This is a genomic window from Flavobacterium sp. GSB-24 (genome assembly GCF_027924665.1).
In the GTDB taxonomy this organism is placed as follows: domain Bacteria; phylum Bacteroidota; class Bacteroidia; order Flavobacteriales; family Flavobacteriaceae; genus Flavobacterium.
This window is the reverse complement of sequence record NZ_AP027043.1, coordinates 3,715,352-3,735,556: the sequence shown is the minus strand read 5'-3', so window position 1 is coordinate 3,735,556 and position 20,205 is coordinate 3,715,352. Positions and strand designations below refer to the sequence as shown.

16 protein-coding genes are annotated in these 20,205 nt (G+C 32.8%); 8 read left to right on the top strand and 8 right to left on the bottom strand.

Annotated features, from left to right (window positions below; translation table 11 throughout):
- Positions 1-44: 44 nt before the first annotated feature.
- Positions 45-1,301: a mechanosensitive ion channel domain-containing protein gene (locus tag QMG60_RS16150; protein ID WP_057117971.1), complete on the bottom strand. Its 1,257-nt coding sequence runs from the start codon at positions 1,299-1,301 to the stop codon at positions 45-47.
- Positions 1,294-1,578 carry a DUF3817 domain-containing protein gene (locus QMG60_RS16145; RefSeq protein WP_057117972.1) on the bottom strand — a complete coding sequence of 95 codons (285 nt, stop codon included), beginning with the start codon at positions 1,576-1,578 and terminating at the stop codon, positions 1,294-1,296. The genes QMG60_RS16150 and QMG60_RS16145 overlap by 8 nt, the downstream gene beginning before the upstream one ends.
- Before the next feature lie 104 nt (positions 1,579-1,682).
- Between QMG60_RS16145 and QMG60_RS16140 the strand changes: the two genes are divergently transcribed.
- From QMG60_RS16140 to QMG60_RS16125, 4 genes are all read left to right on the top strand, one after another.
- Positions 1,683-2,216, top strand: coding sequence for a DUF6155 family protein (locus tag QMG60_RS16140; RefSeq protein ID WP_057117973.1), 534 nt, complete (start codon positions 1,683-1,685; stop codon positions 2,214-2,216).
- Between the two features lie 109 nt (positions 2,217-2,325).
- Positions 2,326-3,864: a DEAD/DEAH box helicase gene (locus tag QMG60_RS16135; RefSeq protein WP_057117974.1), complete on the top strand. Its 1,539-nt coding sequence runs from the start codon at positions 2,326-2,328 to the stop codon at positions 3,862-3,864.
- Positions 3,865-4,038: 174 nt separating this feature from the next.
- Complete coding sequence (locus QMG60_RS16130) at positions 4,039-5,373, top strand: DEAD/DEAH box helicase (RefSeq protein ID WP_281865641.1); 1,335 nt, start codon at positions 4,039-4,041, stop codon at positions 5,371-5,373.
- 83 nt (positions 5,374-5,456) lie between these two features.
- The gene (locus tag QMG60_RS16125) at positions 5,457-6,722 is read left to right on the top strand and encodes an NAD(P)/FAD-dependent oxidoreductase (RefSeq protein ID WP_057117976.1); all 1,266 of its coding nucleotides are present in this window, start codon (positions 5,457-5,459) and stop codon (positions 6,720-6,722) included.
- Positions 6,723-6,869: 147 nt separating this feature from the next.
- Here the strand turns inward: QMG60_RS16125 and QMG60_RS16120 are convergent, their stop codons facing one another.
- Positions 6,870-8,099 carry a multidrug effflux MFS transporter gene (locus tag QMG60_RS16120; protein WP_281865640.1) on the bottom strand — a complete coding sequence of 410 codons (1,230 nt, stop codon included), beginning with the start codon at positions 8,097-8,099 and terminating at the stop codon, positions 6,870-6,872.
- A gap of 143 nt (positions 8,100-8,242) precedes the next feature.
- On the opposite strand from QMG60_RS16120, the gene QMG60_RS16115 reads away from it, so the two are divergent.
- From QMG60_RS16115 to QMG60_RS16100, 4 genes are all read left to right on the top strand, one after another.
- Positions 8,243-8,659: a hypothetical protein gene (locus tag QMG60_RS16115; protein ID WP_057117978.1), complete on the top strand. Its 417-nt coding sequence runs from the start codon at positions 8,243-8,245 to the stop codon at positions 8,657-8,659.
- An 86-nt stretch (positions 8,660-8,745) separates the two neighbouring features.
- Complete coding sequence (locus QMG60_RS16110) at positions 8,746-9,129, top strand: hypothetical protein (protein WP_281865639.1); 384 nt, start codon at positions 8,746-8,748, stop codon at positions 9,127-9,129.
- Between the two features lie 358 nt (positions 9,130-9,487).
- Complete coding sequence (locus tag QMG60_RS16105; RefSeq protein ID WP_057117990.1) at positions 9,488-11,401, top strand: DUF294 nucleotidyltransferase-like domain-containing protein; 1,914 nt, start codon at positions 9,488-9,490, stop codon at positions 11,399-11,401.
- Between the two features lie 3 nt (positions 11,402-11,404).
- On the top strand, positions 11,405-12,001 hold the full coding sequence (locus QMG60_RS16100; RefSeq protein WP_134141297.1) for a 3'-5' exonuclease: 597 nt from the start codon (positions 11,405-11,407) through the stop codon (positions 11,999-12,001).
- Positions 12,002-12,209: 208 nt separating this feature from the next.
- Here QMG60_RS16100 and acs read toward each other — a convergent pair whose 3' ends face one another.
- The 5 genes from acs to ilvD form a co-directional block, all read right to left on the bottom strand.
- Positions 12,210-14,045, bottom strand: coding sequence for an acetate--CoA ligase (gene acs / locus QMG60_RS16095; protein ID WP_281865638.1), 1,836 nt, complete (start codon positions 14,043-14,045; stop codon positions 12,210-12,212).
- Positions 14,046-14,535: 490 nt separating this feature from the next.
- Positions 14,536-16,005 carry a ketol-acid reductoisomerase gene (gene ilvC / locus QMG60_RS16090; protein ID WP_281865637.1) on the bottom strand — a complete coding sequence of 490 codons (1,470 nt, stop codon included), beginning with the start codon at positions 16,003-16,005 and terminating at the stop codon, positions 14,536-14,538.
- A 47-nt stretch (positions 16,006-16,052) separates the two neighbouring features.
- Positions 16,053-16,574: an acetolactate synthase small subunit gene (gene ilvN, locus QMG60_RS16085; RefSeq protein WP_057117994.1), complete on the bottom strand. Its 522-nt coding sequence runs from the start codon at positions 16,572-16,574 to the stop codon at positions 16,053-16,055.
- A gap of 92 nt (positions 16,575-16,666) precedes the next feature.
- A complete protein-coding gene (gene ilvB / locus QMG60_RS16080; protein ID WP_281865636.1) occupies positions 16,667-18,355 on the bottom strand; it encodes a biosynthetic-type acetolactate synthase large subunit in 1,689 nt (562 codons plus the stop codon).
- A gap of 104 nt (positions 18,356-18,459) precedes the next feature.
- Complete coding sequence (gene ilvD / locus QMG60_RS16075) at positions 18,460-20,133, bottom strand: dihydroxy-acid dehydratase (protein ID WP_057117996.1); 1,674 nt, start codon at positions 20,131-20,133, stop codon at positions 18,460-18,462.
- Positions 20,134-20,205: the final 72 nt, after the last annotated feature.

Here is a 20,205-nt window from a genome sequence, read left to right as displayed (position 1 = left end):
CAGGTTCTTTGCGAACTTGAAACCTGAAACTTGAAACAAAAAAACTATTCTAATTTTCCAATCTGAGAAGGAAGTTCAAATATTTCCAAATCAAAATAACCTACAGAAGCCATAACGTGGTCGAAAATATCTGCCATAATATATTCGTAGTTTGCCCAGCGTTTATCACTTGAAAACACATAAATTTCTAACGGAACTCCGTGGGCTGTTGACTGCAATTGTCTGCACATAATATGCATGTTTTTATTCAATCCCGGATGATCCATCAAATACTGCATGATGTATTTTCGGAACAAACCTAAATTAGTCATATTACGTCCATTTAGCGAAAGCGTTTTGTCAACACCTCTCAAATCGTTGTATTTTTCAATCTCGGCTTGTCTACTGTCAATATAAGCTGTAATAAGCTGAATTTTTCGCATTTGAGCCAGATCTTCAGTATTCAAAAAACGAATCGTACTGCTTTTTATTAGAACATGTCTTTTAATACGTCTTCCTTCTGATTTCTGCATGCCGCGCCAGTTCTGAAAAGAATCTGAACTTAAAGCATAAGTCGGAATTGTGGTAATGGTATTATCAAAGTTTCGAACTTTTACTGTCGTCAAATTGATTTCAATAACATCTCCATCAGCACCAAATTTATCCATTGTAATCCAGTCGCCGATACGAACCATATCGTTGATTGCAACCTGAACACTGGAAACAAATCCAAGAATGGTATCCCTAAAAATCAAGATAATAATTGCCGAAAGCGTTCCTAGAATGGTTAAAAGTTCGCCTTTTTTGATTCCGAATAAAGTTGAAATAATAAGTGCCACTCCAAAAATCCAAAGCACAATCATAATTACCTGAACGAAACTATCTATCGGTTTATCGCTGTATTCTGGTTTTTGTTTTAAATAATCGCGTAACGAATTAAAAACAGTTCTAACGATCCATAATCCAAGTAATACAATATAAATACCAACTATTTTTCCGAACAATAATTCCCAATAATCGTACTTATCCAAAATAATTGGAACTGCTTTATAAATAAAGAAAAATGGAATTAAATAAGCAGTATATCTTGTGGTTTTGTTTTGGATTAAATAATCGTCAAATTTTGTTTTAGTACGCTGTGCAAAAACTGCTGTCAGGGTTACTAAAACAAATTTGGCAGCATAGTAAATAACGTATGCTAATGCTATTAAAATAATTATGTTAAAGATCAAACTGATATAAGACGCAAAGTTGCGGCTCATTCCCCAATCTCTAAAAACAGGATATAAAAAATTGAATACTTTATCCAAAAGCTTATGCATTTTCTAAGTATTTTTTCTCAATATAGAAAGTTCCAAAAGGAATAAGAGAAGCGATTAAAATGATCCCAAAAGTTTTTAAATCCCAATTTTGAGATTTTTTCAATAAAAAAGCCAAAATAATATATCCGATAAATAAAACACCATGTGTCATTCCTAACGGACGTAATAAGGTATGATAAAGTTCAGGATTATTCGTTTTGATAATAAGCATATTAGCGAATAACACTAAGTAAGAAATTCCTTCTAGGATGGCTGTAACTTTAAAAATCTTGAGCATTGATACTATTTTTTTAAATTATAGCAGCAAAATTAAGTATTATGGTTGGTTTTTAAGTTATGTATCAAGAAAGTAATTTACTTTTGTATTCTTAAACTTTGATAATGAGCAAACGCGATTTAAAAAAATATTTATCCGAATTAAATAAGGAACAACTCGAAGAACAATTGATCGAATTGTATGAAAAATTCAGTCCAGTAAAAGTATATTATGACTTTGTTTTTAATCCGAAAGAAGACAAATTACTTCAGGATGCCAAAGTTAAAATTTCGCACGAATATTTTCCGATTAAAAAGCCAGGAGCAAAATGGCGCCCAAGAGCCAAAATGCGAAGATCTGTCGCTCAAAAGCTTATCAAACATTTTATTATGCTTGGAGTTGATGCTTTCGTGATTGCAGATATAATGTTGTATAATATTGAAATTGCCCAGACTTATTCTTCTCAAAATTTTATAAAACAAGAATTATTTTACAAAAGTATATTTAATTCTTTTGAGCAGGCCGTTAATTTTATTGTCTCAAATGGCATTTTTAACGAATATAAATTGCGAATTAATGCAATTCAGCAAGAAACTTTAGACCAAAAATGGAAAAATAAGTACGATTTTGAAGCCATTTTGGAGAAAATCGACTACTAAATGCCTCTCTCATAAAAAATCTTAGTTTAAAAAAAACATTTATTTTAGGTTAAAATAAGATGAATAACTGTTTTTTCGGTGTATTTTTGCAAAAATCCAAAAATAAACAATGTCTCAAAACACTTTAGAAATAGAAAGAGAAGAGAAAAAAGAACTGTATGCATATCAAAAAGGTGATATTGATGCCATTTTTGACCGTTTAGACAATGCTCCTCCAAGACACCATTTACTGTACCAGCTTCCAACAGGAGGAGGAAAAACAGTAATATTTTCTGAAATCGTTCGCCGCTATTTATCTAATAATGATAAAAAAGTGGTTGTTTTAACGCACCGTATCGAACTTTGTAAACAAACTTCAAAGATGTTGACAGGTTTTGGTGTTACAAACAAAATTATCAATAGTAAGGTAAAAGAACTTCCAGACCAAAACGATTTTTCATGTTTTGTGGCTATGGTTGAAACTTTAAAAAACCGTATTAATGATGAAAAACTTCATTTGGATAATATTGGTTTGGTTATTATTGATGAGGCACATTACAATTCATTTCGTAAATTATTAAACTCATTTAAAAATGCTTTTATTCTTGGAGTAACAGCAACGCCTTTGAGTTCTAATATAAAACTACCAATGCACCAAAGTTACCACGAACTTATTGTTGGTGATACAATTGGATCATTGATTGACAAAGGATTTTTGGCTAGAGCAACTACTTATAGTTATGATGTTGGTTTAACGTCATTAAAAGTAGGTATCAATGGTGACTATACAGTAAAATCATCTGATGATTTGTATACGAATACTTTGATGCAGGAAAAACTGCTTCATGCGTATACAGAACGTTCTTTAGGCAAGAAAACATTGATTTTCAATAACGGTATTCATACTTCTTTATATGTTTATGAAACATTTAGAGAAGCAGGTTATGATATTAGACACCTTGATAATACAAGTAGTTCTGAAGAACGTAAAGACATTTTGCAATGGTTTAAAAAGACTCCAGATGCGATTTTGACTTCTGTTGGAATTTTGACAACTGGTTTTGATGAGCCGACTGTAGAAACTATTATTTTGAACAGAGCAACAAAATCTCTTACGCTTTATTTTCAGATGATTGGCCGTGGTTCTCGTAAATTACCTGGAAAAGATGAATTTACAGTTATTGATTTAGGTAATAATGCTGCACGTTTTGGTTTATGGAGTGATCCTGTAAATTGGCAGCACATATTTAAATCGCCAGAGTTTTATTTGGAGAATCTGCGTGATGACCATGAAATTGAGTTGTTTTTCAAATATAGCATGCCACCAGAATTGCGAGCTAAATTTAGTAAAACTGCCGATGTTACCTTTGATGTTGATGAAGAACATAAATTAATTATCAAACAAAATCTTCGTTCAAAAGTAGTTTTAGATAAATCGCTTGATCAGCATGCTGCAATGTGTGTAGACAATACAGAAACATTACAGGAAGCAAAATCATTAGCAAAAGAACTTGATGACGATATAGAAGATCGTATTAAGCGTTATTCTAAATGTTTGAGCCAGTGCAGTAAAAACTACCGTGAATGGCTTGTAGACGATTACAAACAAAGATTAACTTTATTAATCGGTAAAAAATATCGTGAGAAAATCATGAACGAACCGGATTGATAAATTTTAGTTGAAAAGTTTCAGGTTTCATGTTTCAAGTTGTTGGAATCTAAAACATTAATATATTTACAAAAGGAGAAATAGCATTTCAGAGCAAATGTGATTTCTCCTTTACAACTTAATAAGTTTCTGTGTAACTTGAAACATGAAACTTGAAACAAAAACTAAATAACTATGTCTAAACAATTCTCAACATTAGGACTTTCAGCGCCAATTTTAAAAGCTTTAGGCGAATTAAACATTGTTGAACCTACTGAAATTCAACAAAAAACAATTCCGCTTTTATTGTCTGAAATCCATGACGTTGTGGGTTTAGCAAAAACTGGAACAGGAAAAACTGCTGCTTTTGGTTTACCAATATTACAATTGGTTAATTCAGAATCAACTGTAGTTCAAGCTGTTATTTTAGTTCCTACTAGAGAACTTGGACAGCAGATTTTTAGAAACTTAGAAGGATTTTCAAAATATATTCCTAATATATCTATTGCTTCAATCTGCGGAGGAACTCCGATAAAACCACAAATTGAAAGACTTAAAGAAGGCGCACAAATTGTTGTAGCAACTCCAGGACGTCTTATCGATTTGATTCAGCGTAAAGCAATTGATCTAAAGCAGACAGAATATTTAGTTTTGGATGAAGCCGATGAAATGGTTGCTATCCTGAAAGAAAGTTTAGACGAAATCGTCGCTGAATTACCAAAAAAACATCGTACACTATTATTTTCGGCAACGCTTCCTGGAACAATCAAACAACTGATTCAGAATTATTTGAACAAAAATGTAGTTCAAGTAAGTGCGAATATGGAAACTGTTGGAAACGAAGGAATTGATCACGAATATATTGTTGTTGATCCGATCGAAAAACTGGAAGTTTTAATGCATTTCTTGAATTCAAAAGATGGGGAACGTGGTATTATTTTCTGTAAAACAAAAGCTGCAGTTAATAAACTGGCTAAAAATCTGGCTATAAATAAGTTCTCATCTGGAGCACTTCATGGAAGTTTGAGCCAGGGAATCCGTGACAGGATTATGGAGCAATTTCGTGAAGGACATATCAATATTTTAGTCGCTACCGATTTGGCTGCTCGAGGAATAGACGTAAAAGAAATCTCTTATGTGGTGAATTACCATCTTCCTGATACATACGAAAATTATGTTCACAGAAGTGGAAGAACAGCAAGGGCAGGAGCAAAGGGACTTTCTCTAACAGTTTTACAGCAAGAAGAAACTGCTGAAATTGCCGATTTTGAAAGAGAATTGGGCATTAAATTTTTAGAATTTAAAAAACCATCTGCAGCAAGTTTGGAAGAAAACAATATGTTTTTGTGGGCAAAACAAATCTTCAAAACAAAACCAAATCATGAGATTGCAACTGAGCTAAAAACAAAAGTAAAAACTGTTTTTCATCATTTAACAAAAGAAGAACTAATAGAGAAATTGATGGCGAATTATATTTTGCAGAACAAAATCGATATAGTTGAAAAACCTGTTAAAAAATTCAAAAAGTAATAATTATGACTTTTGTCATTGTATATTAAAGTTGTACATTTATAAGGAATTATTTTATAATCCTACTTAAATTAACAACATATATGAAAATAGTCATTATTGGAGGTGGATTTGCAGGAATCAATCTGGCAAAAGAACTTGTAGACCATCCTCAAATACAAGTAACACTTGTAGACAAGAATAATTATAACTTTTTCCCACCACTTATATATCAAGTTGCTACGGCTTTTTTGGAGCCATCAAGCATCAGTTATCCTTTTAGAAAGTTTTTTGCAGGTAAAAAAAACCTGCAGTTTCGTTTAGGTGAATTATTATCTGTTGTCCCAGCAGAAAAGAAAATCGTGCTGAACAATGGAGAATTGACATACGATCATTTGGTTTTTGCAACTGGAGCCGAAACCAGCTACTTTGGCATGGAAAACGTAATGAAAAATGCCATTCCGATGAAGACATTAAATGATGCCATCGAAATGCGTAACGCATTGCTTAAAAACCTAGAAAAGGCTGCTATCTGTAAAGATATGCGCAAAAGACGCAAATTATTGACCATTGTAGTTGCCGGAGGAGGACCAACAGGAGTGGAGGTTTCTGGAATGTTTGCAGAAATGCGAAAAAATATACTTTTAAAAGAATATCCAGAATTAGATACATCTGCAAGTAATGTTTATTTAGTTGATGGAGGAGATGCTTTACTGTCTCCAATGAGTAAAGAATCTCAAAAAGATACTTTAGAGGCGTTGACAAAATTAGGAGTTGTGGTAAAACTAAACACTAAAGTTGTTGATTATGTAGATGATACTGTATTTTTTGAAGGTGGAGAAACGATTAAAACTAAAAACTTAATCTGGGCCGCTGGAGTTTCTGCTAAAATTTTCGAAGGAATTCCGAAAGAAAGTTATGGCCGCGGAAGACGTATGGCGACTGACCAATACAATAAAGTAAACGGATTAGAAAATGTCTATGCGATTGGTGATACAGCAATTACTGCTGGAGATAAAAATTTCCCTGACGGACACCCACAGGTTGCGCAAGTTGCTATTCAACAAGGACTTAATCTAGCTAAAAACTTTAAAGCTATGGTTAAAAATAAACCTTTGACTCCATTTATGTATAAAGACAAAGGTTCAATGGCAATCATTGGAAAAAACAAAGCTGTAGTAGATTTACCAAGTCCAAAATGGCATTTTAAAGGATTTTTTGCTTGGGTTATCTGGCTGTTTATTCACTTGATTTCTTTGATTACTTACCGAAACAGATTAAATACATTCTGGAATTGGATGGTTGCTTATTTCGCAAAAGATCAATCTCTTAGAATGATTATTCGACCAGAAAAAAGACAGCAAAGTTAGAATTTTTAAATTCCAAAACTTTAAATTCCAATTTTTTAAATTCCAAATTCCAAGATAGGAATCAAAAAAAAGCAGAATCTATATTTTTAGATTCTGCTTTTTTATAAGTTGGAATTTGGAATTTAAAAAATTGAAAATTTACAAGTTTTAATGAGCAATCATAACATCATCGCTATCCGAAAGTTCTACTTTATTTTTTATAAATCGTTTCCCAATATTTAAAATAATAAATGCTGTTATAGTTGTAGTTGCCATAATGGCAACCATTGGAGTTACAGAATCTTTTACGAAAACACCAATTGCAAATGATGCTAACGCACCTAATCCCAACTGAATAGCTCCCATTAAAGCAGATGCACTTCCTGTATTTTTAGCAAAAGGAGCAAGCGTTAATCCAGCTGTATTCGGATTTGAAATTCCCAAACAAGCCAAAAATAAAAACAACATTCCGATAGTTTGGTATAATCCTAACAGGTCATTTAAAGCTAAAATCAAGAATATAATACTAATTACTGATTGAGAAATTAATGCTCCAAAAATCATTTGTCCACTAGAAAATCTTTTTAACAACATAGAATTCAATTGACTAGAACCAATAAAACTGACAGACATTAAAGCAAAAATCCAACCGTAAGTTTTGGCGTCAACCTTATAAATATCCATAAATACGATAGGAGATGCTGCTACATAAGAAAATAATCCTGAGAAAGCTATTGCTCCAGTGAAAGCATACGTATAAAATTGAGGTTCTTTTAAAACGGCTAAGAAATTAGTAATAATCGGTTTTGGTTTTAATGAAATTGAAGTGTCTGGTTTATAAGTGTTTGGAAGCCCAATTTGAGACGCCGCTAAAATTACAATTCCCATACACATTAATATAAAGAATACGGCGTGCCAGCCTAAATCTTCTGTAACGTAACCGCCAATTGTAGGCGCCAGCATTGGCGAAAGCCCGACAACAAGCATTAAAAGTGAAAATACTTTTGGAATATCCTTTACAGGAAACAAATCTCGAACCATTGCAACAGAAGCTACAGTTGCAGCACAACTTCCAATTGCCTGTACAAAACGAAGTAAGATAAAAGAATCAATATCAGCAACATAAATACAGCCTAAAGAAGCCAAAATGTAAACAAGTAGACCGATGAAGAGCGGTTTTTTTCGTCCAAAACGATCCAATAATGGTCCATAAAGCAATTGTCCAGCGGAAATACCGATGAAATAACTCGATAAACTCATCGAAACTTTTGCTACAGTTGTATTTAAATCTTTTGCAATTCCAGAGAAACCAGGCAGATACATATCAATAGAAAAGGGACCTAAGGCTGTAAGTGAACCTAAAATGAGGATCAGCTGAATATATTTTTTTGTTGTCATTTTCTTAAAAAAAGGCTTTTAATTTCGTGCAAAGGTAAAGATTTCATACCTTGTAGTATAACTTCAAGAAGTTTATAACAATAAATTACAGTTATTGCCAAATATTTTGGCGTAACTATTTATTAATCATTAATTTAAAAAATATGAAAAAGTACATTTTACTATTAACCATTTTATTTACATCTCTTTCTTTTGCTCAAACTATCACATCAAAACAAGAAGAAGCCAGTGTTGCCCAGTACGAACTCTTAAAAAAAGTAAATCAGTATTATCCTGATATAACTTTAAGTAAATCTGTAACAAATTTTTATGCAGATGGAAATGTTATTGATACACAGCAGGATTTTGACTTGAGAGGCACAAAATTTTCAAGCTACAAATTAGGAATTGAGCCTGGTAATAAAAAAGTAGTTTTTGATTATGTTTCAAATGAAGCTGGCCACGTATACGGCGACGTTACAATTTTTAACGGAAATGCTTTGAGAACAACTTTCAATGAAAAAACAAATCAAATTGACGTTTCATTAAATGGAAAATCAGTTTATTTGAAAAAATTATAGTTTTTATTAAACTTAGAAAAAGCATCATGATTCATGATGCTTTTTTTGTTTTATATTTGGTTCAAATTTTTATACAACAATCTACAATGAAAAAATTTCTTTTTCTGGCAATTTTAATTTCTCTAAAGTCATATTCACAGCATAATAGATTTTCTGGAACCTGGAGCAATGAAAATTGTAAAAACTGTAAAAAAGAATATATTTTCACAATTACAATCGCACAATCTAATTATGCGATTTTTGGAACTGCAGAAGTTACAAGTGAACATAAAGAATTAAATTCTGGAGTTTTAGAAGTTTCCGGATATGTTTATCCGCTTGGCGACAGAGCTCAAATCAAACTTAAAGATAAAGATGGAATTTCTGCAAGCGCAGTTTTAATTACGAATGAAGGAGTTTTACAATTCACAAAACGTGGTGGCGGAGATTTGGTTCCTAAAGACGTTGTTTTGAATAAATTATATGAATAGCTCTTCTCTCAGAGTTATTTCAATTTGAACTATAATTTATATTATGTAAAATAGAATATTTTAAAAACCGCTGCTCATGCTACTTTAATCTTTTTTATATAACCGTTTACAAACGTCTCTGGGTACTCCTCTAAAAATATTTATTTCTAAATTTAGTTTAAACGCAAAATGATAAATTTAAACTCTTTAAAAAAATAAATAGCCAAATCTTAACTTTAAAAAACCATTTTTAAGCCTTTAAATCAGTAATGTTTAACATTTTCTTAATATTCCTTATATTCTCATCAAGATGCTTTCATTGTAAGACTTTATTTTATTATTTTTACATTCGATACTTTAAAAATAAATTATCAAACATATGAATACAGTCGCTGAGCATATTGCAGATTTTTTAAAAGAATACAAACCATTTGATAATTTAACTTTTCAGGAATTATCAGATATTGCTACGAATATTCGTGTCATTAATTTAGAAAAACATGCGGTTTTGTTTCAAAATAACGATCCGCTTCATGATAGTTTTTATGTTGTAGCTTCTGGTGTAATTAATCTTACGACTATTGCAGACGCTGAAGAAACAATTATAAATAAATGTCACGAAGGAGATATTTTTGGTTTACGTCCGTTTTTTGCCAAAAATAATTACATGATGACCGCTAAAGCACGTGAAGAAAGTATTATATACGCTATTCCAATCGCTGTGTTTAGACCTTTTGTTGCTAATAACTCAGACGTTTTAAACTTTTTATTAGAAAGTTTTGCTGTAAATTCAAGACATACAAAAGACAGCGTGAGCTCAAACGGTAAACTGATTTCTGATACTGATTTCTTAGATCAGCAATCGGAAATGCAATATATTCAGTCACTTAACTACAATAATTCGCCGTTAACAACGCAATCTAATCATATTATTAAAGATGTTGCGATTTTAATGACCGATTCGATGGTCGATAATATTATAATCTGCGAAAAAAATCACCCTATTGGTATTGTTACCAATGCCGATTTATCTTCGAAGATTGCAACAGGACGTTATCCTATTACTGAAACTATTGACAAAATTATGTCATCGCCGGTTGTTACGGTTTTAGAAAATGTTTCATTGGCAGAGGCGCAATTGTTAATGCTGAAACATAATGTGACACACCTATGCGTTACAAAAGACGGAACAAGCAAATCTGTTGTAAAAGGAATTATTTCTGAACACGATCTTATTGTGGCTCAAGCCAGTAACCCTGGTGTTTTAATTAAAGAAATTAAACGTTCGCAACTTCCGAAAGATTTAAAACAAATACGTGATCGTTTATCTGATTTGATTCAAAATTCAATTCAAAAAAATATTCCAATTTCGCATGTGAGTAATATTGCGAGCGAAATTAATCTGGCAATCATTAAACGCGCTGTTGAGCTTTCTATTTTAGATTTAGGCTCCCCTCCTGCACGTTTTGCTTGGTTAAGTATTGGAAGTCAAGGACGTAAAGAACAACTGTTACTTACAGACCAAGACAGTATTTTAATTTTTGAAGATGTTACACCTGAAAAATACAGAGAAGTAAAAGATTATTTCTTGAGATTAGCAAAAAGAACAACTTCTATACTTGAAAAAGTAGGTTACGAATATTGCCCTAATGGACATATGGGAAGCAACATGCTTTGGTGTAAGTCATTGAGTGACTGGACAAAACAGTACAACAGCTGGATGAATACTCCAGGTGAAAACAGTAATGATTTGAGCAGTATTTTCTTTGATTATGAAATTGTTTTTGGTGAACCAAAAATTGAAGAAGCTATTGAAAATGTTATTTTCAAAAATGCTGTCAACAATACTTTGTTTTTTGACTTTTTAGGAAATGATGCCTTAAAAAGAAATTCTCCTTTAAGCTTCTTTAAGAAATTTATTGTTGAAGAAGAAGGTCCGCATAAAGGTAAATTTGATATAAAAACACGTGCTTTAATGCCATTAATTGATGGTGCGCGTTTATTGATATTAAATGCTAATATTAAAGGAATTCAAAATACTTACTTAAGATTCAAGCAATTAGCGATAACAGATTCTAAAAATGCAGAAATTTATTTAAGCTGTGCAGATGCTTTCTTAACGCTTTCGAAATTTAGAACTGTTGAAGGATTAAAAAATGACGACTCTGGCCAATATATTAATTTAAGAGAAATGTCAAAAACTGACAAAGAGAAATTAAAAAATGCTTTAACCCCAATGAAAGACCTGGAGGAACTGATTAAGAGTAAATTTCAATTGACACAATTCTCATAAAATATGCTAGACTGGCTGAAAAATATTAATAAAGACTATCCAGAATTCTGGAAAGATTATTTAACTAAATTCGAAACTAAACCTAATAAGTTTGTTGTTTTATCAACAGAAACATCAGGGTTAAATCCGGATAGAGATGTTATATTGTCTCTTGGTGCGTTCTCAGTTATTGATGATAGTATTGTTATTAAAGAAAGTTTTGAAACTGTTTTACTTCAATACAAATATCTTCAAGATAATGGTCTTTCAAATGAATTTATCATTGAAAGCAAAATGATGAAAATGCCTGAACCAGATGCACTTGAAGCTTTTGTAAATTTTATCGGAAATTCAGTTTTGGTCGGACATCATATTAATTTTGATGTGGAAATGCTCAATGCAGCTTTAGAACGTCTGGATTGCGGAAGATTAAAAAATGAAGCTCTTGATGTTGACGTGATGTACAGAAAACTAACTGATATAAATGACAAACAGTTTTCGCTTGACGATTTGTGCGAAATTTATAAAATTCCAAAAAGCGATCGAAATTCTTCTTCTGAAGATGCTTATAGAATTGGTCTATTATTTTTGAAGTTAAAATCTCGTTTAGGAATTAAATAAAAATAAAATTTCTTTTTTTTAATTTTTATAAAAGAAAATAATGTGATTGTCAGACTTAGCGAAGTCGAAGTCCCACAAAGTGATTCTGCAAACGGAGTTCGACTTCGCTAAGTCCGACAAATTATTAAGCCATTTTTCTTTTAGATTAAAATATAAAAAAATGCCTCTTAAATTTAAGAGGCATTTTTTATTTTTCTATAGTTTTTACTTAAGAAATTCTTTCTTTCATAATTTGTTCTACAACTTCTGGATTTAATAAAGTTGAAGTATCTCCAAAATTAGAAAAATCTCCTTCAGCTATTTTACGTAAAATTCTACGCATGATTTTTCCTGAACGTGTTTTTGGCAAACCAGATACAAACTGAATTTTATCTAATTTAGCAATTGGTCCAATATGATCTGCAATATATTGATTGATTTCTTTAGACAAATTCTCTTTATTTCTAACTTCTCCAGTTTCTTTTAGAATAACGTAACCATACAAAGCATTTCCTTTAATATCATGAGGGAATCCAACAATAGCAGATTCTGCAACTGCAGGGTGTTCGTTGATTGCGTCTTCAATTGGTGCTGTTCCTGCTCCGTCTCCTGTAAAATATTTTCCAGGAAAAGCAGAGAAATAAGTTTCTTTGTAACGTTCGTGATTGTTCCAGATTGTTCTTGCAATTCCAGGCCACGGGAATTTAATACATAAGCTTCCCACTACTTGGTTTCCTTCAATCTCATTACGTTTCTCATCCATCAAAACGGGCTGAATTCCTGGTAATGGTAAAGTTGCATAAGTAGGTTTTGTAGGTGTAACAAACGCAATCGGTGAAATCATGATTCCTCCAGTTTCTGTCTGCCACCATGTATCTACAACTGGACATCTTTTATCTCCAACATGGTCATTGAACCAGTGCCAAGCTTCCTCGTTAATTGGTTCTCCAACAGATCCAATAACTTTAAGAGATTTTAGAGGATATTTTTGAATATAATCTAGGCTTTCTTTTGCTAACGAACGAATTGCTGTTGGTGCTGTATAGAATTGTGTAATTTTATGTTTTTCGATAATTTCCCAAAAACGGCTGAAATCAGGGTAGGAAGGAACACCTTCAAAAAGTACAGTCGTACCTCCATTTAATAATGGTCCGTATAATATATAAGAATGTCCTGTGATCCAGCCTATATCTGCTGTACACCAGAAAATATCATTTTCTTCGTGGCTGAAAACATTTTTAAAAGTATACGCTGTATAAACCATGTAACCAGCAGTAGTGTGAACCATTCCTTTTGGTTTACCTGTTGATCCCGAAGTATATAAAATAAACAAAGGATCTTCTGCATCCATAATTTCGGCAACACTATTATCTAGAGCTGCATCTAATAATGGCTGTAACCAGATATCACGGCCTTCTTTCATTTTTACATCAGTTTTAGTTCTTTTTGCCACTAAAACTTTTTCTACAGATGGACAAGTTTCTAAAGCTTCGTCAACAATTCCCTTTAAGTCAATTGTTTTGTTACCTCTATAACCTCCATCAGATGTGATAACCATTTTACATTCGCAGTCGTTAATTCTTGCAGATACTGCAGATGCAGAAAATCCAGCAAAAACAACAGAATGTATCGCTCCAATTCTAGCACAAGCCAATACAGCAACGGCTAATTCTGGAATCATTGGCAAATAAATACAAACTCTATCTCCTTTTCGAACACCCTGCTCGCGAAGAACGTTTGCCATTTTTGAAACTCTTTCGTATAATTCGTTATACGTTATATGTAAAGCATCTTCAGAAGGATCGTTTGGCTCAAAAATAATAGCCGTTTTATCTCCCCTTTTGCTTAAATGTCTATCGATACAGTTTTTGGTAATGTTAACTTTAGCTTCTGTAAACCATTTTACTTCAGCATCAGCCATATTAAAATCAACTACTTTTTCCCATTGTTGGTACCATGTGAAATTCTCCTCAGCTATTTTTCCCCAAAATTTTCTTGGCTCCCTTATTGACTTATTGTAATGTTTAAAATATTGTTCTAAATTTTCAATTTTGTAATAGCTCATCGTTTGTTGAATTTTTTTATAAATGTATTAAATCTGAATGTATTCTAGAAACAATTTAATTCATAAATTTTATCAAAAAAAAACATTTCTTTAATAAAATATTACAATTATTTGCATATGATATAAAATTTTACTTTTAAACCAAAATAGAAAGGGCAAAAAAGGCATAATAAATAGATATTATGCCTTTTTTAATTTAACAAATTTCAATAACAATTAATTTCTTAAATGCCTTACCATACTTTTCTCTATTTTGAAAATAGCAGCATCATTATTAATTAAAACAGAAATTCAACAAGTATATTTTATCAAATATACCCCATTATAAGGGATCAGCTTCACTTAACTACTCTCACAGAAGTTAAGTGAATGCAATATGCATCTATATCTTTTTTCTTTAATAAGTGCTTACTAATTCAAAATATTACAAATCATTGATACAGTGCAAAACCCGCAAAATCCAATTTTGCGGGAATTCCCAAATTTTTAATTATCCAATTTTTTTCATAGCTGTCATAGACTCTCTCAACCATGCTCCAACTTCTTCGATAGGATGCTGGCGGATTTCTTTGTTTACAGCGATTAATACTGCATTGTCTACTCCATTTGAAGTTGAAAATGGTTTACCAATAATATTAGTATCCACTTTTTTCATGAATTCAGTCAATAAAGGCTTACATGCATGATCAAATAAGTAACAACCGTATTCTGCAGTATCAGAAATTACACGGTTCATTTCGAATAATTTCTTTCTTGCAATTGTATTTGCAATTAATGGTAATTCGTGTAATGACTCATAGTAAGCAGATTCTTCGATGATACCTGCTTCAGTCATTGTTTCAAAAGCTAACTCAACACCAGCTTTTACCATTGCAATCATCAATACTCCATTATCAAAATATTCTTGCTCAGAAATTGGAGCTTCTTGCGGAGCTGTTTTTTCGAAGTTAGTTTCTCCTGTTGCAGCTCTCCATTTTAATAAATTCACATCGTCATTAGCCCAGTCAATCATCATAGTTCTTGAGAATTCTCCAGAAATAATATCGTCTTGGTGTTTTTGGAATAATGGACGCATAATGTCTTTTAATTCTTCAGCTAATTCATAAGCTTCAATTTTAGAAGGATTATTTAAACGATCCATCATATTTGTGATACCGCCGTGTTTTAAAGCCTCAGTGATAGTTTCCCATCCGTATTGAATTAATTTAGAAGCGTATGCTGCATCGATTCCTTTTTCAACCATTTTATCAAAACATAAAATAGATCCTGTCTGCAATAAACCACAAAGAATTGTCTGCTCACCCATTAAATCTGATTTTACTTCAGCTACGAAAGATGATCTTAAAACTCCAGCTCTGTGTCCTCCAGTTGCAACTGCGTAAGCTTTTGCCTGATCTAAACCAAATCCGTTTGGATCGTTTTCTGGGTGAACTGCAATAAGTGTTGGCACACCAAAACCTCTTTTGTACTCTTCACGAACCTCAGAACCAGGACATTTAGGAGCACACATAATAACAGTGATATCTTTACGAATCTGCATTCCTTCTTCTACAATGTTGAATCCGTGAGAATAAGCTAGCGTAGAATCTTTTTTCATTAATGGCATAATAGCATTTACCACAGCTGTATGTTGTTTGTCTGGTGTAAGGTTACAAACTAAATCTGCAGTTGGAATCAACTCTTCATAAGTTCCTACAGTGAAACCATTTTCAGTTGCATTTTTATAAGAAGCTCTTTTTTCAGCTATTGCATCTGCACGTAATGCATAAGAAATATCTAAACCAGAATCTCTCATATTTAATCCTTGATTCAAACCTTGTGCTCCACAGCCTACAATTACAACTTTTTTTCCTGCTAATGCTGCAATACCGTCTGCAAACTCAGACTGCTCCATAAATTCGCAAACTCCTAATTGTTCTAACTGTAATCTAAGTGGTAATGTATTGAAATAATTTGCCATTTTTGTTTTAATGTTTAATGATAATGTTATAGTAACTAAATTGTTTTTTATTTATAAGATTCTAATAATGAAGAGATTTCCATTTTTTCTTTAGAAACCGAAATTCTTCCTGAACGTACAAACTGCATAATTCCGTACGGTTTGAATTTTTCGTACAATTCTTCAATTTCTGAACGTCTTCCAGATTTTGAAATCACAAAGAAATCTCTTGAAACTGTTACAATCGTAGACTGGCTGTCTTTGATTATATTTTGAATTTGTTTTTCATCGAACAACAAATTAGAAGCGATTTTAAATAATGCATTTTCTAGATAAATAGTTTCTTCATCTGTGTGATAAAATGCTTTTATAACTTCAATTTGTTTTTCAATTTGTCCAACAATATTCTGAACCCATTTTTCTGTAGTGTTTACTACAATGATAAATCTAGAAACATTCTCTATTTCTGATTCAGAAACATTTAGACTTAATATATTAATGTGACGCTTTAAGAATATTCCAGATATTCTATTTAATAAACCCACGTTATTTTCTGAGTATACCGATATGGTAAATGTTTTATCTTCCATTTGTTTTTTAGTTTATTTTGTTTCAGGTTTCAGGTTTCACTCCCGATAGCTATCGGGAGTGAAACCTGAAACTTAAAACTTGAAACCTTTTCTTAACTTAATCTAATTTCTGAAACACAAGCTCCTGTTGGAATCATTGGAAAAACGTTATTTTCTTTTTCCACCATAACTTCTAAGAAGTAAGAATCTTTTGAAGCCAGCATCTCAGCGACCGCTGCATCTAAATCTTCTCTTTGTGTAACTTTTTTAGATTTGATATAATATCCTTCGGCAATTGCAATGAAATTTGGATTAATCATTTTTGTTGAAGCATATCTGTTATCAAAGAACAATTCCTGCCATTGACGTACCATTCCTAAGAATTCATTGTTTAAAATCACAATTTTCACAGGAACTTTGGTTTGAAAAATTGTTCCAAGCTCTTGAATTGTCATCTGGAAACCTCCATCACCAATAATCGCAACTACTTCACGTTCTGGTTTTCCCATTTTTGCCCCAATCGCAGCAGGCAGAGCAAATCCCATAGTTCCTAAACCTCCTGAAGTAATATTACTTTTAGTCGAATTAAATTTGGCATAACGGCAAGCAAACATCTGGTGCTGCCCAACATCTGAAACGATAATTGCATCTCCATTTGAATGTTTATTGATCATTTCAATAGTTTCTCCCATTGAAATTCCTTTGCCATTCGTTGGATTTAATTCTTCTTTTATTACAGATTCAAATTCAATATTTCTTAATTCTCTAAATTGGTTGAACCACAACTCATGAGATTTTGCATCAACTAAAGGAAGTAAAGCTGCTAAAGATTCTTTTACGTCTCCTAAAACTGCAACTTCTGTTTTCACGTTTTTATCAATCTCTGCTGGATCAATTTCAAAGTGAATTACTTTTGCTTGTTTTGCATATGTCTTTAAATTACCAGTCACACGGTCGTCAAAACGCATTCCGAAAGCAATTAAAACATCGCATTCGTTTGTCAATAAATTTGGAGCGTAATTTCCGTGCATTCCCAACATTCCCACATTCAACGGATGATCTGTTGGTAATGCTGATAGTCCTAAAATTGTCCAAGCTGCAGGAATTCCAGATTTTTCTACAAAAGCTTTAAATTCAGCTTCGGCTTGACCTAAAATAATTCCCTGACCAAAAACGATAAGTGGTTTTTGCGCACTATTAATTAAAGCTGCAGCTTCGGCAACTTTATCTAATTTTAATTTTGGAACTGGAACATAACTTCTAATTCCGGTACATTTTTCATAACTAAAATCAAACTCATCAAACTGTGCGTTTTTAGTAATATCAATTAATACAGGCCCTGGACGTCCAGAACGAGCAATATAAAATGCTTTTGCAATAATTTCTGGAATTTGAGAAGCTTCAGTTACCTGAAAATTCCATTTTGTAACCGGAGTTGAAATTCCGATAATATCTGTTTCCTGAAAAGCATCAGATCCTAATAAATGTCTTCCAACTTGTCCTGTAATACAAACTAACGGAGTTGAATCGATTTGAGCATCTGCAATTCCTGTAACTAAATTAGTTGCACCTGGTCCTGAAGTTGCAATTGCCACACCTACTTTTCCTGTAGCTCTTGCATACCCTTGAGCTGCATGTGTTGCGCCTTGTTCGTGGCGTACTAATACATGGTGTAACTGATCTTGAAATTTATATAATTCGTCATAAACCGGCATGATTGCTCCTCCCGGATAACCATAAACCAAGTCTACACCTTCTGCTAATAAACATCTTATAACGGCTTCTGCCCCTGATATTTTCATAGTATATTTTGTTTTCAAAAATCAATTTCAAATTTCAATATCAATTTTATATTTCGATTTAATATTGTTATTGCAATTGATTTTTGATATTGTTATTTTATTAATTAATTATCGGTAACACAGCCTGTTGACGCACTAGAAACCGATCTTGCGTATTTAAGTAAAACTCCTTTTGTAACTTTTAACGGCGGTTGTACCCAAGCCGCTTTTCTAGCTGCAAATTCTTCGTCGGAAATTTTCAGGTCAATAGTATTTTTCACGGCATCGATCGCAATTAAATCGCCATCTTTTACTAGAGCAATACCACCACCATCATAAGCTTCTGGTGTAACGTGTCCTACCACGAATCCATGCGAACCTCCAGAGAATCTACCGTCTGTAATAAGAGCACAGCTGCTTCCTAATCCAGCACCAATAATAGCAGATGTAGGTTTCAGCATTTCAGGCATCCCTGGACCACCTTTTGGCCCGCAATACCTGATGACGACTACATTACCTGGTTTAATTTTTCCGGCTTGAAGACCTGGAATTACTTCAAATTCACCTTCAAATACTACAGCTGGACCTTCGAAATACTCCCCTTCTTTTCCGCTGATTTTTGCTACAGCTCCTTCAGAAGCAAGGTTTCCGTATAAAACTTGAATATTTCCAGTTGGTTTTAACGCTTTTTGAATTTCATGAATTACTTCTTGTCCGTCTTGTAAATCTGGAGTTGAAGCTAAATTTTCAGCAACTGTTTTTCCTGTTACTGTTAAACAATCTCCGTGAATAAGTCCTGCTTTCAATAAATATTTCATTACTGCTGGAATTCCTCCCACTTCATGAATATCTTCCATCATGTATTTACCACTTGGTTTCATGTCAGCCAAAACTGGTGTTCTGTCATTAATTGCTTGGAAATCATCCAAAGTAATTTTGATATCAACAGAGTGAGCCATTGCGATTAAGTGCATAACTGCATTTGTAGAACCTCCTAAAACTGCTACAATTGTAATAGCATTTTCGAAAGCCTTGCGAGTCATAATATCTCTTGGCTTAATATCTTTTTCTAATAAAACTTTAATTGCAGCTCCGGCGGCAAGACATTCGTCTCTTTTTTCCTGGCTTAAAGCAGGGTTTGATGAACTGTATGGTAAGCTCATTCCTAATGCTTCAATTGCAGAAGACATTGTGTTTGCAGTATACATACCTCCACACGCACCAGCACCAGGGCAAGCATTTTGGATAACTCCTTTAAAATCTTCTGGAGTAATTTCGTTTTTAACCTTTTTTCCTAAAGCTTCAAATGCTGACACAATATTTAAAGATTCACCTTTCCACTTTCCAGAGTGAATAGATCCTCCGTAAACCATCATTGCTGGACGGTTTAATCGTCCCATTGCGATTAAAGCTCCCGGCATATTTTTATCACAGCCTGGAATTGCAATTACACCATCGTACCATTGCGCTCCAACTACTGTTTCTATAGAATCTGCAATTACATCACGAGAAACCAATGAATAACGCATTCCTTCAGTTCCGTTTGAAATTCCGTCACTGACACCAATGGTATTAAAAATAAGTCCGACAAGATCTGCATCCCAAACACCTTTTTTAACATCTTTTGCTAAATCGTTCAAGTGCATATTACAAGTGTTACCATCGTAACCCATGCTCACAATTCCAACTTGTGCTTTTTTTAAATCTTCTTCAGTTAAACCAATTCCGTACAACATTGCTTGCGCCGCAGGCTGTGTTTGATCTTGAGTGATGGTCTTGCTGTACTTATTTAATTCCATTATTGCTTTATTTTATTTTAATTTTTATTCAAAAAAAAACCTTCCAGTATTTGGAAGGTTTGTAATATAGTT

Coding starts and splice junctions, on each gene's coding strand:
- QMG60_RS16115 (WP_057117978.1), top strand. CDS start 8,243: ATGAAAAAGTACATTTTACTATTAACCATTTTATTTACATCTCTTTCT.
- QMG60_RS16125 (WP_057117976.1), top strand. CDS start 5,457: ATGAAAATAGTCATTATTGGAGGTGGATTTGCAGGAATCAATCTGGCA.
- QMG60_RS16145 (WP_057117972.1), bottom strand. CDS start 1,578: ATGCTCAAGATTTTTAAAGTTACAGCCATCCTAGAAGGAATTTCTTAC.
- ilvC (WP_281865637.1), bottom strand. CDS start 16,005: ATGGCAAATTATTTCAATACATTACCACTTAGATTACAGTTAGAACAA.
- ilvB (WP_281865636.1), bottom strand. CDS start 18,355: ATGAAAATATCAGGGGCAGAAGCCGTTATAAGATGTTTATTAGCAGAA.
- QMG60_RS16120 (WP_281865640.1), bottom strand. CDS start 8,099: ATGACAACAAAAAAATATATTCAGCTGATCCTCATTTTAGGTTCACTT.
- QMG60_RS16110 (WP_281865639.1), top strand. CDS start 8,746: ATGAAAAAATTTCTTTTTCTGGCAATTTTAATTTCTCTAAAGTCATAT.
- QMG60_RS16100 (WP_134141297.1), top strand. CDS start 11,405: ATGCTAGACTGGCTGAAAAATATTAATAAAGACTATCCAGAATTCTGG.
- ilvN (WP_057117994.1), bottom strand. CDS start 16,574: ATGGAAGATAAAACATTTACCATATCGGTATACTCAGAAAATAACGTG.
- QMG60_RS16150 (WP_057117971.1), bottom strand. CDS start 1,301: ATGCATAAGCTTTTGGATAAAGTATTCAATTTTTTATATCCTGTTTTT.
- ilvD (WP_057117996.1), bottom strand. CDS start 20,133: ATGGAATTAAATAAGTACAGCAAGACCATCACTCAAGATCAAACACAG.
- acs (WP_281865638.1), bottom strand. CDS start 14,045: ATGAGCTATTACAAAATTGAAAATTTAGAACAATATTTTAAACATTAC.
- QMG60_RS16135 (WP_057117974.1), top strand. CDS start 2,326: ATGTCTCAAAACACTTTAGAAATAGAAAGAGAAGAGAAAAAAGAACTG.
- QMG60_RS16130 (WP_281865641.1), top strand. CDS start 4,039: ATGTCTAAACAATTCTCAACATTAGGACTTTCAGCGCCAATTTTAAAA.
- QMG60_RS16140 (WP_057117973.1), top strand. CDS start 1,683: ATGAGCAAACGCGATTTAAAAAAATATTTATCCGAATTAAATAAGGAA.
- QMG60_RS16105 (WP_057117990.1), top strand. CDS start 9,488: ATGAATACAGTCGCTGAGCATATTGCAGATTTTTTAAAAGAATACAAA.